12 protein-coding genes and 1 pseudogene are annotated in these 16,645 nt (G+C 33.2%); 6 read left to right on the top strand and 7 right to left on the bottom strand.

Translation table 11 applies throughout. The features are described 5' to 3' along the window. Together SOJ_RS03625 and SOJ_RS03630 are read right to left on the bottom strand one after the other, a co-directional pair. A complete protein-coding gene (locus SOJ_RS03625; RefSeq protein WP_002506735.1) occupies positions 1 to 816 on the bottom strand; it encodes an ATP phosphoribosyltransferase regulatory subunit in 816 nt (271 codons plus the stop codon). A 272-nt stretch (positions 817 to 1,088) separates the two neighbouring features. Continuing rightward, complete coding sequence (locus SOJ_RS03630) at positions 1,089 to 2,390, bottom strand: D-serine ammonia-lyase (protein ID WP_002506736.1); 1,302 nt, start codon at positions 2,388 to 2,390, stop codon at positions 1,089 to 1,091. Between the two features lie 153 nt (positions 2,391 to 2,543). Between SOJ_RS03630 and SOJ_RS03635 the strand changes: the two genes are divergently transcribed. After that, positions 2,544 to 3,407, top strand: a complete 864-nt coding sequence (locus SOJ_RS03635; RefSeq protein ID WP_002506737.1) for a hypothetical protein — start codon at positions 2,544 to 2,546, stop codon at positions 3,405 to 3,407. A gap of 99 nt (positions 3,408 to 3,506) precedes the next feature. Here the strand turns inward: SOJ_RS03635 and SOJ_RS03640 are convergent, their stop codons facing one another. Both SOJ_RS03640 and ppx read right to left on the bottom strand, forming a co-directional pair. Then, complete coding sequence (locus SOJ_RS03640) at positions 3,507 to 5,672, bottom strand: RNA degradosome polyphosphate kinase (protein ID WP_002506738.1); 2,166 nt, start codon at positions 5,670 to 5,672, stop codon at positions 3,507 to 3,509. A gap of 67 nt (positions 5,673 to 5,739) precedes the next feature. Then, positions 5,740 to 7,269 (bottom strand): exopolyphosphatase, encoded by a 1,530-nt coding sequence (ppx, locus tag SOJ_RS03645; protein ID WP_037539427.1) that lies wholly within the window; start codon positions 7,267 to 7,269, stop codon positions 5,740 to 5,742. 281 nt (positions 7,270 to 7,550) lie between these two features. Here ppx and SOJ_RS03655 point away from each other — a divergent pair. Next, a protein-coding gene (locus SOJ_RS03655; RefSeq protein WP_156789163.1) for an IS3 family transposase occupies positions 7,551 to 8,692 on the top strand; the annotation gives its coding sequence in 2 pieces (ribosomal slippage) (positions 7,551 to 7,821 and positions 7,821 to 8,692; 1,143 coding nt in all). A 72-nt stretch (positions 8,693 to 8,764) separates the two neighbouring features. Here SOJ_RS03655 and SOJ_RS03660 read toward each other — a convergent pair. Both SOJ_RS03660 and SOJ_RS03665 read right to left on the bottom strand, forming a co-directional pair. Further along, a pseudogene (locus SOJ_RS03660) lies at positions 8,765 to 10,303 on the bottom strand (AbgT family transporter). A 285-nt stretch (positions 10,304 to 10,588) separates the two neighbouring features. Next, positions 10,589 to 11,665: a M42 family metallopeptidase gene (locus SOJ_RS03665; RefSeq protein WP_002506742.1), complete on the bottom strand. Its 1,077-nt coding sequence runs from the start codon at positions 11,663 to 11,665 to the stop codon at positions 10,589 to 10,591. A gap of 208 nt (positions 11,666 to 11,873) precedes the next feature. Between SOJ_RS03665 and SOJ_RS03670 the strand changes: the two genes are divergently transcribed. Beyond that, complete coding sequence (locus SOJ_RS03670; RefSeq protein ID WP_002506743.1) at positions 11,874 to 12,392, top strand: thioredoxin domain-containing protein; 519 nt, start codon at positions 11,874 to 11,876, stop codon at positions 12,390 to 12,392. Between the two features lie 63 nt (positions 12,393 to 12,455). Here SOJ_RS03670 and SOJ_RS03675 read toward each other — a convergent pair whose 3' ends face one another. Beyond that, entirely contained in the window at positions 12,456 to 14,042 is a 1,587-nt protein-coding gene (locus SOJ_RS03675; protein WP_002506744.1) for an FMN-binding glutamate synthase family protein, read from the bottom strand. A gap of 190 nt (positions 14,043 to 14,232) precedes the next feature. Here SOJ_RS03675 and SOJ_RS03680 point away from each other — a divergent pair, with 190 nt between their 5' ends. From SOJ_RS03680 to SOJ_RS03690, 3 genes are all read left to right on the top strand, one after another. Next, complete coding sequence (locus SOJ_RS03680; protein ID WP_002506745.1) at positions 14,233 to 15,015, top strand: CPBP family intramembrane glutamic endopeptidase; 783 nt, start codon at positions 14,233 to 14,235, stop codon at positions 15,013 to 15,015. A gap of 141 nt (positions 15,016 to 15,156) precedes the next feature. Continuing rightward, positions 15,157 to 15,807, top strand: coding sequence for an ABC transporter ATP-binding protein (locus tag SOJ_RS03685; protein WP_031265854.1), 651 nt, complete (start codon positions 15,157 to 15,159; stop codon positions 15,805 to 15,807). Continuing rightward, a complete protein-coding gene (locus SOJ_RS03690) occupies positions 15,807 to 16,580 on the top strand; it encodes an ABC transporter permease (RefSeq protein ID WP_002506747.1) in 774 nt (257 codons plus the stop codon). The genes SOJ_RS03685 and SOJ_RS03690 overlap by 1 nt, the downstream gene beginning before the upstream one ends. Positions 16,581 to 16,645 lie beyond the last annotated feature (65 nt).

Below are 16,645 nucleotides of genomic sequence, written 5' to 3' on the forward strand. Positions count from 1 at the left end.
TTAAAGTATAAAACCAAGTCCAAAGCCTTCTAATTCACCTTTGTAAAAACCACCTGTAAGTTGTTGTGATTTATTATTTTTAAGATGACATCTCATAAAGGCACCTTTGTAATAAGAACGTGGTGGTTGTGGCGTGATATCTAAGTGAATATTAGTAATATCTTGAGATTTAAACCATTGTTCCCATCGGCGTAATGCCTGTATTGTTCGATGATCATGTGGAAATAGCTGACTTAATAAATCAAGTTGTTCTGTGGTCTTGGTAGTGAGTAGTTGAACAACGGGATGCGCTATACCTAATTGAGATGTAAGTTCTGAAATATTACGTTCCTGTATGAGTTTCAATACATCTTCGGTTTGTTCTTTAGGCGATAAAAGTAAATCTATCAGTTGATAATGACCTAAAATCACAAAATCAATATCATCATTTAATGTTGTTTTGATGTAGTCATAAAAGGTGATGAAGTCGTTTTGCATGTCTGTAATTGTTGGATTGTAATGTTCGATACCTAGTTGAGTATAAACTTCATTATCACGAACAATAGGGCCAGTGTAGGCAACACTTTGATATTGTGGTGGATAATTACTGTAATAACGTAATAATTGATCGGTAAAATCATTGCGTAATGCAAAGATATGATGGTCATGTTGCCAGAAACTGCGCTCAGTCATTTGTTGCAAATCGTCTGTTGTAAGGGTTTGCCATGACAGTGATTCGATAAAACTGAAATCTACGAGTTTGAATTCAGCTTGCTGAAAATGTTTTAAAAAGGCTAATTCAAATTCTTTGTTGTTAATAAGTGTCGTTGTATTCATAATATGACCATCCTTTGTCTTTTTTACTTTGTTACTCTACCGAACTAAAGTGGATTGATAAAGAATACTTTAACATAGTTATTTTTTAAATTCAATAAATATTCTGAAAATAGATATTTGATTTAACTTAGATAACTAAAAGTTTCTTATTAAAGAAGTGGGAGAAAATGATTAAAAAAGAGCGAGACAGAAATCAAAAATTGAAATTAGATTTCTGTCTCACTCCCAGATAGGCTGACTAAAGATGAGCCAACTACTGACAATTCAACATACTAAGTTAAACTGTGACCGTAAGTCACATATTTCATCATTTCGTCTTTTGGCACCATATTTCCACCAGTAGCCCACACGATATGGTTGGCATTTTCTATATGAATTCCTTTATTTTTAGCGTGTTTTGTAGCTTCAGTAAGGCCAGCAAAACCTGAAGCGGCAGATGGTTCGATAAAGATATTTTCTTTCTCACTTAACATATATAAGTAGCGATACATTTGTTTATCATCAACTGTAAATGCGCCATATAAAAGTGTGTTCATTATTTGACCGACTAAACGGGAAGGGCGTGATACAGCAAGCCCATCTGCATCAGTACGTCCGTCTAATCCAATATCAGTCACTGAAATCTCATCGTGCAATTGCGTCATCATTCCTAGTAACATACAAGGTGCATGTGTCGGTTCGGCAAAAATACAATAAACGTGTTCACCAAAGACTTTTTTCAACCCAAAAGCAACACCACCAGGGCCACCACCAACGCCACATGGTAAATAGACGAAAAGTGGGTGGTCAGCATCTACTTGAATATTTTGACTATCTAATTGTGTTCTTAGGCGTAATGCAGCTACAGTATAACCTAAGAATAAATCAGCAGAACCTTCATCATCAACAAAGTGACAAGATGCATCATGTTCTGCACTTTTTCTACCCTCAGCAACAGCAAATTGGTAGTCAGATTGATGTTCTACAACCTCTACACCACGAGCACGTAATAAATCTTTTTTCCATTGACGAGCATCACTAGACATATGTACAGTAACGCTGAAACCAAGTTTGGCACTCATGATACCTATGCTTAAACCTAAGTTGCCAGTTGAGCCAACTGAAACATTATATTTACTGAATAATTCTTTATAATGTGGTTCATCTAGAATACGATAATCATCTGTCCATTCGAGACCACCATGTTTCATTGCTATCGTTTCAGCCAGCTTAAGAACTTCATAAATACCACCTCGAGCTTTGATAGAACCTGAGATAGCAAGATGGCTATCGCATTTCAGCCATAACTTCCCGTTAGCTCCATGTTGTTCTGTTTGAGAAAGGTGGTTGTGCATAAAGGGGATGGGTTTCAATGGTGATTCAATTAATCCGTGATCTTTCTCTGTTTCAGGAAATACTTTGCGTATATAACTACTAAATCGTTCGAGACGTAATGCTGCGTCTTCGATATCTTCTATTGAAAAAGGGAGCGCTTCAACTTGATGAAACTTGGGGTTTTCCCAAAAGATAGGTTTATATTGTTGCATATCATTAATTAAAGGGAAATTTTGTTTTAATTTTTCTAATTCAAGCATAAAAATCCTCCTATAATACGAAATCTTTCATTTATTAATTATAGCAAAAATAGTGTGTTAAAATGCGAATGATACGAATGATATCATTTGATGGGTCGTTTTAAAAAAATATCAAATCAATTATCAACTAGAGTGTCAATAGGAGCGATAATAATGAAAGTGTTTATATTTGGTGCGAATTGTTATTTAGGTAAACAATTAATTAAGAAATTACAAAACCATCATGAAGTTTATACAAATAATAATATTGTACATTTGAATAGCGTTTTTGTGGCAACAAATGTATTCCAAACTTATGAATTGCAACGTACTTTAAAACAAATGCATCATATTATATATATAACGAATAAAGCAGCACTTCCCAATGGATATTTACAAGGACATTCGCATAGTATGCATGTGTGGGCTATTGAAAATATATTACACGCCTTACCTTCATGTAGTGACAAGAAGCTCCACATATTGAACGTGGAAAAAAAGTATAACAATCATTTTAAAAATATATTTAATTCGCAAAACTTCAAAGTAATTGATATGTCAGTTTCTAAAGTTATAAATAGAATAGGTAAATGTTCGAGACAAATGCAAGATAAATATAAAAAAGTCTATTCATTTCAACATATGTTACTTACAAAAGAAATCAATGCCATACAACTTGTTGACATGTATGAACAATATTTAAAAGAATGTAGTTTAGGATGGATTAGAATTAAGCAAACAGAGAAACGCTTTGAAATTAGCTTGAAGTTTTTACCATATCCATTAATAAAAATGGAAAAAGCATACAGCTCACCAACCAATTTTATTTTAAAAGTAACAGGCGGTTTACTAGTAAGTAGCAATGGAGGAAAAGATGGAATGCTCGAATTTAGAACATCAGCATCGAGTTATAGATGCGTGATTGGTTTAAATCATTATGAACCTGCATTACCTTGGCTAGTATATTTAGTTTCACAAGCTCCGATACACAAGTGGGTGATGTCTAAACTTTATAATTATGTATGGAAGCATTATTAATATATAATGGCAAGCGCTATTGTATGACAAAAACATAATAAATAGCGCTGGATGCTCACTTTTAAACGGAGCATTCAGCGCTATATTTAATGTAATGGATTATTTTTTGAAAGTGCGACGTATTTTAGAGAACCAACCTTGAGGTGAATTGGCTGATACAACATGAGGTTGTGGTTGCGATACTTCATCTTGAAGTTGTTGACCATAATTCACTGCTTCCTTCATTAAATAAGCTTGAGAGTTTAATGGTGACAAGTTATTTTCAATGTAATGATAACGTCCATGTGAATCTTGAAAACGTCCTTTTTGATTATCAGATAACTGAAGGTTCATATAATCTAATAAACGTTTGGCAATGGCTTTGTCTTCAACAGGAAATAAGATTTCTACACGCTTAATCATGTTACGTGTCATGGCATCTGCAGAAGATAAGTAGATTTTTTCATCTCCATTATTGTGGAAATAGTAAATACGTGAATGTTCTAAAAAGCGCCCCACGATACTTACGACTTCTATATTTTCACTAATACCGGGGATACCTGGTTTCAGACAGCAAATACCACGAATAATAAGTTGAACTTTAACACCAGCACAAGAGGCTTCAAATAATTTAAGAATAATATCTTTATCTGTTAAAGAGTTCATCTTCATTATAATCTTGCCGTTACCATGTTCATGATGTGTTTGAATTTCATTGTCTATACGAGCTAAGAAGACATCTCTAATATCAAATGGTGCAACAATAAGTTTATTATAAACAGGTTTGACTGAATAACCACTAAGATAATTGAAAAAGTTTAGTGCGTCTTCAGCAATTGCATCGTTTGTAGTAATTAGCCCCATGTCCGTATATAATTTAGCGGTTTTATCATTATAGTTTCCAGTGCCTAGATGAATAAAGGAAGTGAGTTTATTATTGATACGTTTGACTACAAGCGCAATTTTACTATGCGTTTTTAAATGGGTCATACCATATATAACATGACAGCCAGCGTCTTCCAACATTCTTGCCCAATGCACATTATTTTCTTCATCAAAACGTGCTTTTAGCTCAACAAGTACAGTAACTTGTTTCCCATTCTCAGCAGCGGTTTTCAAGCTATTAATAATAGGGGAATCTTTACTGACACGATAAAGCGTTTGTTTAATAGCAATTGTATCTGGATCTTCAGCGGCTTCACGTATGAAGTCGACAATGGGTTCAAACGATTCGAAAGGGTGATGGAAGAATATATCTTTTTTCAACGATAAATCAAACACATTATGGTTACCTAAAGACTGTGGTGTCTGTGGCACATACTTTTTGTATTTTAAGTGTTTCAATTTATTAGATAAGTGATCAACTAAGTTAGACAGCATCGTTAAATCTAACGGACCGTCTACAAAATAAACCTTATCATCATGTACTTCTACTTGGTTCATAATCCACACAATGTCTTCATGCGTGGCGAATCGTCCATCCACTTCTAAGCGTACAGCAGTACCACGTTTACGTTCCTTTAAAAACCTTTCAATTTCAATGAGAAGGTCTTCCGCACCGTCTTCATGTATAGTTAAATCAGCATTTCTAGTAATTCTAAACGTAAAAGTGTTTAGTACTTCATATCCGCTAAATAATTCATTAATAAAATGCGTAATGATGTCCTCTACCATAATAATGAATTGCGTATCGCCTTTATTTAATGAATAAAACCTAGGTATTAAAGAAGGTATTTGGACAATTGCAGAATTAATCGCATCTTCAGTATCTATATCAACAAAGATATTCAGGCTTTTATTATTTAATTTTGGGAAAGGGTGATAAGCATCTATCCCTAATGGAGTTAATGTTGGTAATATACCAGTTTTGAATTCTGTTTCTAATTGAGATAATAACGATTCAGGTAATTCATCCGGTTGAACAATTTCAACTTTATGTTGACGTAAATCTTCTACCAATTCGTTATAACGCTTATATTGTAAGTCGACATTTTGTTTATTTTTGATATTGATTTGATTAAGTTGTTGTTTTGGTGTTAATTGGGCTTTATTTTCGGGTTTGTCATAACCCATTTTGACTTGGTCTTGTAAACCAGCTACGCGGACCATAAAGAACTCATCTAAATTCGAACTAAATATCGAAACAAAATTAAGTTGCTCAAGCAATGGATTGTTTTTATCATTGGCTTCTTGTAATACGCGATAGTTAAAATCTAACCAACTGAGTTCTCTATTATTGTAGTATTGTGGTAAGTTCAAATCTTTTGCTCCCAAATTTCTATGCATAACTCTAATTACACCTCGTTGTAGTCTGAATATTGTATTTTGCTACGTATAACTTATCATATAAATTTTAAGATTTTGTAAAGATGATAGATAGGTCATCTTTTAAGATTTTTTCAATATGCTTTTTCTGCCTCAAGGATTGATATTCTTCAGCGATAGGCTCACCGTTGTAGTATACAAATAAGGTGTAACCATCATCATTTTGTTGTAATTCTACTTGCTCTACAGAACTCGTATGAGACACATTGAGTGCATTGACAAATTTGATAATGCCCCCTAGAGATTGGATGTTATCCAATTCTTTGCCACGCAACCATTTGGTTTCATGACTAAAGAATTTTAATAATGACTTATTTTTAAAACTAGCAAGTAAAGCGAGCTTTACTCTATCTTCATGGGGAAAACCATCAATCATTGAATTCGCGATAATATAATAGGTGTGCGGTGAGCTTGAATCAGCATCAATAAATCTTCCTAAGTAGTACAAATAAGACCCTTCAGCAAATAGTTCGTATTCTTTTTGAGTTACTTCTAATTTTTTAAAGCTTATTAATTGTTCTAATAATGTTTGTGCTAGCTTCACACGTTGTTTAGCACTTGTTTCCTCAATGCGATATTCGTTAGCTAAATGGTATAGAGCATCTTTACGAATATTCTCTTTTTTAAATTCTTCAGGGTGACGTTCAGAAATTAATTTCATCGCATAACCTTCACGTAGCCCTTTTCGAGAAAATGTGAATTGATTCGCATTAATTCTATTAAATAATGACTTGAAGACAGCTACAGCGGGCAGGATAATGTCTACACGATCTCTACTTAGACCATCTATATCTTTTAAATCGTCATATGAACTTTTTTTAATGATTGAGTACACTTCATCAATATTTTCTTCAGTCATTGCATAGTTGTGAACACCACCAATAGGGTATGAGTGCTCAGATTGATGAATGCGTGCGACATTACGTGCGGAACCGCCGATACCAACTAAGGTGATTTCTTGATTTTTTAACCAAGAAAGTTGTTCAAATTGTTTAGTTAAAAACTTTTCCATGTTTTTGACTGCTGATTTATCATTATGGTTTTTGCCCTCAAAGAATCGATGGGATAATGTAACAACACCAAATGGAAAACTATGTGATTCTATTAGTTTTTTATCTTTAAAGAGTGTGACTTCTGTAGAACCACCACCAATATCTACAGACACGCCGTCATTAACATCAGTAGTATGTGTGATAGCATAGAAACCATAAAATGCTTCTTCTTGTTCTGTAATAATTTTAATGTTGATTTTAAGTGCTTCTTTGATATGTTTAATAATCTGCTCTTGGTTGGTAGATTGTCTAATGGCTGCAGTTGCTACCGGATGTAATCCATCTATATTAAACTTGTCAGCAACCTTTTTAAAACTGCGCAATGCTTTAGTTAATACTTCAATACCGTCATCAGTCATAGCCAAATCTTCAGTTAAATATTGGCTTAACCTTGCAGGTGTTTTGATATTTAATATTTCATTTAACCCTGTTTTATGATCAAATTCAAAAATAACGAGTCGAATGGTATTTGAACCAATATCTATTAATCCTATACGTTCCATAATTTCCTCCTAAGTAAATGAGGTTATTTTACTTTACTTGTACTTTATTTACCCTTTTCTTACTTTTATATTACAACAATTAGAAAAAATGTGTTCTAAAATATTTAATATTACTTAATAAAAGTATAACTACACGATGATTATTTCAGAGGTTAATATAATTGAAAGTAAAGAGACAGACACGGAAATATTTCCTTCTGAACTGAACCCAATAAGTGAGAGTAAAATAAAGACACTTTCGTTGAATTCATATTAAAATGAATTTATTCGGAGGTGTTTTTTCTATGAAAAAAGTAGTGTATTCAGTAGAAACTAAAAACAAAGTAATAGAAATGAAAATTCAAGGTTATTCTACTAAACATATTATGGAAACTTTAAGTATTAAAAGTAAAACTCAAGTACAAAGATGGTGGAAATGGTATAGAGATGGTGAAAGCAATAGGTTTCATCAACAAGTCGGAAAACAATATTCGTATGGAAAAGGAATTGAAGAATTAAATAATGAAGATAAATTAAAACTAGAAATTAAACGTCAACAAGCTGAAATTGATGTTTTAAAAAAGTACAAGGAATTGGAAAGGAAGTGGCGCCAAAAGTAATAATACAAGTGGTTAATGCGTTGAAATCAAGTTATTCAGTTAAGGTAATATTAGGGGTTTTTAATATCTCAGAATCTACTTATTACCGCTGGAAACTTAAAAATTATGAAGTAGATTCAGTTGAAGAAAAAATAAAATATATTTGTCGTAAACACAACTATACCTATGGTTATAGAAAAGTAACTGCCGAATTAAATAAACATAGCGTCAAAAAAGTAAACCATAAAAAAGTACAAAGAATTATGCAGGAAAACGAGCTGAATTGTCGCGTTAAACCTAAAAAATCTAAAAGACCAGGTAATCCATTTTATAAAACAGATAATTTGCTACAGAGAAATTTCAACGCAAGCCGTCCATTAGAAGCACTTGTAACGGATATTACTTATTTACCTTTCGGTAATACAATGTTATATCTTTCGTCAATTATGGACGTGTATAACGGAGAAATAATTGCTTATACGATAGATAATCATCAAAATCAAAGTTTAGTAAACGACACATTGAATCAATTAGAAATTCCAGATAGTTGTATACTCCATAGTGATCAGGGCAGTGTTTACACATCTTATGAATATTATAAATTGTGCGAAGAAAAAGGCATTACCAGAAGCATGTCCCGTAAGGGAACGCCAGCTGATAATGCCCCGATTGAATGTTTCCATTCCTCGCTAAAGTGCGAAACATTCTATCTAAACAAAGAGCTCAAAAGCTCTAATAACATTGTAATAGATATTGTCGAAAATTACATTGAAAACTATAATAAAGTTAGAATTCAACAAAAGCTAGGCTACTTATCTCCTATAGAATTCAGAAAATCAGCAGCCTAGAAAATAGTGTTTTTATTAAGTTCCCATTTTAAGGGTTCAGTGCCCCTTCTTGTCTGTCTCTTTTTTAATAATTTATTTTACATGTAAGGGGCTACCTGGACCAAGCGGCCAACCTAATAGATACCAAGCAATCATGAATAATGGCCACACGATACTTAATATAATTGTATAGGGCATTAGACTAGATAATAATGAACCTAATTTCATATCATTATCATATTTTTGTGCATAAGATAATAGCAATGGTAAGTAGGGCATCATAGGCGTTATTGGATTACTAATAGAATCACCAATTCTATACAACATTTGAGTCAATGCTGGATGGAAACCTACAATGATAAGCATTGGGATAAAAATAGGTGCTAAAATACCCCATTTGGCAGATGCACTACCAATTAATAAATTAATCAGTGCACTTAATAAGATAATACCTAAGATAAGTACAACGCCATTCTGACCTTGAAGTATTGAAGCGCCTTTAACAGCAACGATAATGCCCAGGTTACTCCATTCTAAAAAGGCAAGTAACTGCGCTGCAAAAAACACAATGACGATAAATGAACCCATAGATGACATTGAATCAGCTAACATTTTTCCTAGGTCTTTAGAATTTTTAAATTCTTTTACCATAATGCCATACACTAAACCAGGAACTAAGAATAATACTAAAATAATTAGACCGACACCGTTAATGATAGGTGCATCATTCAATAAACTACCTGTGTTGGCATTCCTCAGAAAACTGTGTTGCGGTATAGCTAAAATGATAAGCAATACAATTAATACAAAAAAACTGATATTTGCCCAAAATACGGCACGGTTTTCTTGAGGTGTGAGCTTTGAATTAGAATCATCTGCTTGAATAGATGAATTAGAATCATCATATTTACCTAATCTAGGAATGACAAAACGCATAGTAACCCAATATACGGAAGGCAATAAGACGAGCACACTTGCTGCAATAAAGTACCAGTTCATTGCTACATTGACATGCACACTATCAGAAACAATGCTTGTAGCTGGTTTTGTAAATGCATAAAGTAATGCGTCTGACATACCAATCATGACATTTGCAGAGAATCCTCCAAGTGCAGACGCGTAAGCCATTGCTAAACCCGCAATAGGATGGTAGCCCAATTTAATAAAGACCATCGCTGCTAATGGTGGTAACACAATCGGCGCTGCATCACCCGCAGCATTGCCTATAATACCTATAATAATAATGACTGGCACAATGAAATTCTTTGGTGCTTTATGTACAACTTGAATCATTAATTTATCGAAGTAACCTGTTTTTTCTGCTACCCCAATACCAAGCATGACTGCAAGAACAAGACCTAATGCTGGAAATTCTGAAAAGTTTTTTATGGCGTCATTCAGAATCATCGACAGTCCATCTTTACTTAAAATACTTTTGATTGCAATCGTATCGCCTGTGCCCGGATGTTTTACGGAAATCTGAAATAATGATACAACCTAAGTAAGTATTGCGAGTCCTACACACATTAAGAAAAATAAAATGCTAGGATCGGGTAATCTGTTTCCAACTTTTTCTACAATATTCAAAAATCTATTTATTAGCGTTGGCTTACCTTTAGTATTCGAAATCATCATAACGACCTCCCTAATAAGTTATCGGTAGTATAACAAATTAAGAATAAAAATAGAATAAATATTCTGAAAACTTTATAATTTTCAAAGTTTAAATATATATAACATATATGAACGTTCGTGTGTTTGTTTAAAAATTCGTTTAAAAAGTATAAAAAAGGAGGGGATAGAAAATCAAATTTGATTTCTGTCCCGCTCCCTTATCCGTATAGCTAGTATATTTGAATCCGTTCTATGTTTGTTTTAACTTTACATTTGAATACTGTATCTCAGTTAACTCCTAGATTACCAAATGATTTGGTCAACCACATCGTCATTAAGAGATTTAATAATTTCTGTAACTAAGGCTACTGAATTTTTGTAATCATCTGTGTGTAACACAGAAACATTGGAATGCATGTAACGTAATGCGACTCCAATAGCAACAGTTGGTGTCCCTTCATTCGCGACATGAATACTTCCTGCATCTGTGCCACCGCCAGCAGTAGTGTCTAATTGAATCGTAATATTATGTTTTTTAGCCACTGCTTTAATATGCTTCATAAATCCAACATGACCAATATTAGATCCATCCATTAAAATAACGACAGGACCATTACCAATTGCTGTATCACTTACTTGACCAGACATTCCTGGTGTATCATATGCGACAGCAACGTCTACAGCTATAGCTAAATCAGGTTTGATTTTGTTGGCAGCTACTTTAGCTCCGCGAAGACCAACTTCTTCTTGAACATTGGCACCGGAGATAAGATTGATGTCAATAGTCTCATTCTTAAGGTTTTGTAATACATCTACTGCAAGGGCACAACCATAACGGTTATCAAAAGCTTTTGCAGTTAAATATTTGTTATTCGCTAATGCTTCGAATTCACTATATGGTGTTATCATATTGCCTAATTCGATACCGAATTGTTGTGCTTCTTTTTTGCTTTTAACGCCAATATCAATAAACATTTCTTTCATATCAACATTTTTTTTACGTTCTTCCGGTGACAATACATGTGGCGGTTTAGAACCGATAATACCTCTGATTTTTCTACCATCATCTGTAGTTACTGTTACTTTTTGAGAGAGCATGACTTGATTCCACCAGCCACCAATAGGGGTGAATTTTAGGAAGCCATCTTTATCTATTTTAGTCACCATAAAGCCGATTTCATCTAAGTGACCAGCAACCATTAATGTTTTATTACTTGTAGTAGCAGTCTTTTTACCAAAAACCCCGCCTAGATTGTCTTCTATGATTTCATCGCTTACTTGTGTTAAATATTCGTGCATTAAAGATTTAACTGCCATTTCGTGGCCTGCAATACCATCAACATCTGTTAGTGATTTTAATAACTTCACTGAATTGTTCATATAATGCCTCCCATTAAAATTGATAACTTTATTTTAACATGAAGTATGCAATTACATAGCATTTTGACTATGAGGGAGAATAAGTAGTGAGGAACGTCGCTAATTGGTTTGAAAAATAAAATTCCTATTAAATTACTCAGACTAAAAGTGTGCATAAAAAGAATAAGCATGTTTCAATATAAATATAGACAAAGTGGAGGGATTTTATATGACAGAAGTTAAACATCTTACATTAGGGTCACCAAATGCGCCTGTTAAAGTGGAATCATTTATAAATTTGGCTTGTCCATATTGTAAAAATTATTTTAAAGCCGCAGATCAATCATTAAAACCACTGATAGATCAAGGTAAAGTACAACATGTAATTAAGCACTTTGATAAAACGAAGAACGGATTATTAAAAGGTACGGTTGCAAATATTCATTTAGATTATCAAAATACTGACGAAACACTAGAAATTATACGTAAATTGTATGATACTCAAAAAGAATGGACAGTTGATTTTGCTACTATAGAAGAGAAAATGCAGAAACAGTTTAACTTATCACCTCAGAAAGAAGCTGATGAACGCTCTATAGCGATTACTGAAGAAGCGGTTAGTCGAGGAATTAAAGGCATACCAACAGTATTTATAAATGATAAGAAATTTGAGTTCAATCCATTAGAAGATGAGCAAAGCACTATAGAAACAAAACTAACGCAACAAATAAATGAAGCAAATAAATAATAAAAAGCTCTATTACTTTGAAAAGCAGTTTAATTACTTTTTAGTAATAGAGCTCTATTTATGTCATCGATGTTGATCAATTAATTTCAGTTTATAATCGCGTATTGATTGAACACCGCCATCTTTATTTTTAATAATAAGGTGGTCTTTAGATATTTTTGTAGGTGATTCCACACCGACTGCAGCAGCTATATTAAATAATCCTTCATGTAAACTTGTTACAAAATTAGTGACACGATATTTTTTCTCATCGACAATTAGTCCTCTTTCGAGTTTAGGATCCGTAGTAGCTACGCCTACTGGACAAGTGTTCATATGACATTGTTGACTCATGATACAGCCGACACTAATCATCATGCCACGTGCCACGTTCACTAAGTCTGCGCCAAGTGCTAAAGCAATTGCGATTTTATCTGGCGTGATAAGCTTTCCAGATGCGAAGATTTTAACACGGTCACGTATGCCATGCTTTTCAAGCATTGAAGTTACAATAGGCAAAGCCGTAAATAAAGGTAAACCAACACCATCTTGCAATTCTTGGAAAGTTGCACCAGTACCGCCCTCACCCCCATCAACGGTGATGAAGCTAGGATATTGATTTGTCTCAACCATAGTTTGTACAAGTTTTTCTACTTCTGAAACTTTGCTTACAACAATTTTAAAGCCAACCGGTTTTTGAGCTTGTTGCTTGAGCTGAGTTACCCAATTAAGTAAAGATTCTGGACTGTTAATGCTATCAAAGCGGTTAGGCGAATTAATTGTTTTCCATGGTTCAACCTTACGTATATTTGCAATTTCTTCAGTTACTTTATTACCTTGCATATGCCCACCACGTGTTTTGGCACCTTGTGCGAGTTTTATTTCAAAGGCTCTAATCTTATCTCTATGTGCTAACTCAAGAAAAGCATCTATATCAAATACGCCTGCTTTATCACGTACTCCGAATAATCCCGGTCCAATTTGAAAGATGAGATCCACATCTCCAGAAAGATGGTGTTCTGATAATCCACCTTCGCCCGTATTCATCCAAGTACCTGCTTGACCAAGTCCTTGAGACAATGCCATGATTGCATTACTACCTAATGCACCATAGCTCATACCAGATTGACCAACTAAGCGTTTAGGTTTGAATGGGTGCTTAAGTTCTGCGCCTAAAGTGACACGATTTTCTTCTGATATATAGTAAGGATTAAGTTCAGCTTGAATTTTATGTTCATCACGATTGAACAGACGTTCATTATCAATTTCATAGATAAAAGAAGAAATCATAGGTGACTGATCAATGTGTAATTCTGATGTTTGTAAAGGAAACATTGTATTTTGTATATAAAAACCATCTTTATAATCTTCTTGCGTACCAAAACTCGTCATTCTAGAATTATATTTTCCAGCTAATACGATGTTAGTAAAATCATTTCTGGAAAATGGTTTACCTTTCGTATCCGCTAAAAATAAATATTGACGGAGTTCAGGACCAATTTTTTCTCCAAAATAGCGAACACGTGCAAGTAATGGGTAATTACGTAATACACTATGTTGCTTTTGATGCTTATCTTTAAATAGTAAAAATCCCCCAATAATTAATACACTTAATAAAATTAGCACTATGATGATATTTACGATGAATTGTAATATTGTCAAAATTGCCATGTAACATCCCTCCCCATTTACATATATACTACAACAAAATACGCATTTTACAATATGATACCTACTATAAAGTAGGGCTGACCAATATACTAAAGCTGAGAATAGCTGACGAATAAATATATTATAAAATGTATATAAGTAATTTAAATCATGGTATATTCATTGTATACAACGATAAGGAAGGTGTCATATGGCTAAACAGTCAACTCATGAGATAAAAAAAGAACACAATGAAAAAAACATATGGAACAATGACAAGGTTGTAAAAAGAGATTTTTGGCTATTCCCTATATATATTGTTGCTAATAATATAGTTCCTATTATTTTCTTTGTTTTAATATATGGAATATATTCTATTATTGATATAAAAAATGAATCGTTTGTTACTGATGAAAATATATTAATCATGAGCGCAGTCATTGCAGAAATAATCATTCTATATAGCTTTTATGCAATGCATAAAAAAGATAAAATGCTATCAATTGCAATGGATAGGTTTAAAAAAGTACCTCGATATCTATTGATGATTATGGCTGCATATCTATTAATTTTAATTTTAAATTCAACATACGCTTGGTTAATGGAATTTTTGCCTAAGTCATTACAATATAATGAAACACAAAATCAAATATTCTTAGAGGAAATGTTCGCTGATAACAGGATGTTACCATTTTTATTTATTGATATTGTGATTTTAACGCCTATTATTGAAGAACTATTATTTAGGCATTTAATCATCCATGAACTAGGCAAAAAAATTACATATGGTTTTGCTACAGTCCTTTCAATTGTATTGTTTGCAGGTGTTCATGTGATTGGTGCCACATCTCCATTTGAGATAGGCTCCTATATTATTATTGCCCTGGCGATTGCTTTTGTTTATTTAAAGAGTGGTATGAATTTAGCGCTGGCTATAACGTTGCATGCTGTAAATAATTTAATTTCATTCATAGCTATTGTTTTTATGAAATAAAAATAAGTAAATGAAATTTGTTGAATGACATATTAATTATTAGGTGAACGGCTGATCCAAATGCATTGCATGAAAAGGCTATTAAAATAATTGATTTAGGGAATAAATAAGATGAAATGATTCATACTTTAAGGAGGGCAGATGATGTTAGAAGTTAAAAATGTTTCTTACAAAATAGGCAATAGATACATCATCGATAATATCAATTTGAAAATAGAAAAGGGAGATACAATTGCTATTATAGGACCTTCTGGAAGCGGTAAAAGTACATTGTTGCGGTTGCTTAATAATTTAATTAGTCCAACGCAGGGTGACATATATTTTAATGGCAAAGCTTATGAACAAATTAAACCTGAATCATTACGTATGGACATTAGTTATTTATTACAAGAAAGTGATTTGTTTGATCTTACAATAGGCGATAATATGGCATTTCCAGCTGTAGTTCGAGAGGACAAGTTTGATCGTAAAAGAGCTAAGAAGTTATTAAAAGCTGTTGGTTTAGGTCACTATAATTTTAATACAAGTGTAGAGCATCTATCAGGTGGAGAAAGACAACGTATTACAATTGCTAGACAATTAATGTATAAACCTCAAATACTATTATTAGATGAAGCAACAAGTGCATTGGATACGCAAAATAGTGAGAAAGTAGAAGACCTAATTTTCAAGCTTGCTGATGAAGGTGTTGCAATTTTATGGATTACACATAGTACGAATCAGAGTATTAGACATTTTCAAAAAAGAATTCGAATTGTTGATGGCAAAATAGACAAACAGGAGGATTTATAATGAGTACAACAGCTTTAGTGTTAACAGGGTTACTCCTAATCTTTCCCATGATTGTCTCTTATAAAGAAAAATTACATATTATTAAAGATTTACTCGTGGCAACAACACGAGCTGTCGTTCAACTTGTTATTTTAGGGTATCTTTTGCACTTTATATTTGATGTTAACCAAAAATGGTTACTCTTACTATTTGTATTTATTATCATTATTAATGCTTCCTGGAATACAATCAGTAGAGCATCACCAGTGATGCATCATGTGTTTTGGATATCTTTTGCAGCAATATTTATTGGTGTTGCATTACCATTAGCAGGCGTCATCATAACAGGTGCTATTCAATTCAAGCCTAATGAAGTTATTCCGATTGCAGGTATGCTTGGAAGTAATGGACTAATTGCTATTAATTTGGCTTATCAGAATTTAGATAGAGAATTTGTTAAAGAGATGAGTAGAATTGAAGCTAAATTAGCGCTAGGTGCTACACCGAAACTTTCTTCAAAAACGACAATACGAGAAAGTGTGAAGACAGCAATCGTCCCAACAATAGATTCTGTTAAAACATATGGTATTGTATCTATACCTGGTATGATGACAGGGTTAATTATTGGTGGTGTTGACCCATTAGAAGCTGTGAAATTTCAATTGATGGTTGTATTTATTCATACAACAGCAACAATCATGTCAGCACTAATTGCTACATACTTAAGCTACAAACAATTTTTTAATCATCGAAATCAATTGATAGGACGTCACTTGCATGTTGAACAACGCTAATTTTTATAGAAGAAACTCAGTCAGGGAGCATCTAAAATAGGATGTTCCCTTTATTCATTGTTGTT

The sequence above is a fragment of the Staphylococcus sp. OJ82 genome (assembly GCF_000294465.1).
Classification (GTDB): domain Bacteria; phylum Bacillota; class Bacilli; order Staphylococcales; family Staphylococcaceae; genus Staphylococcus; species Staphylococcus equorum.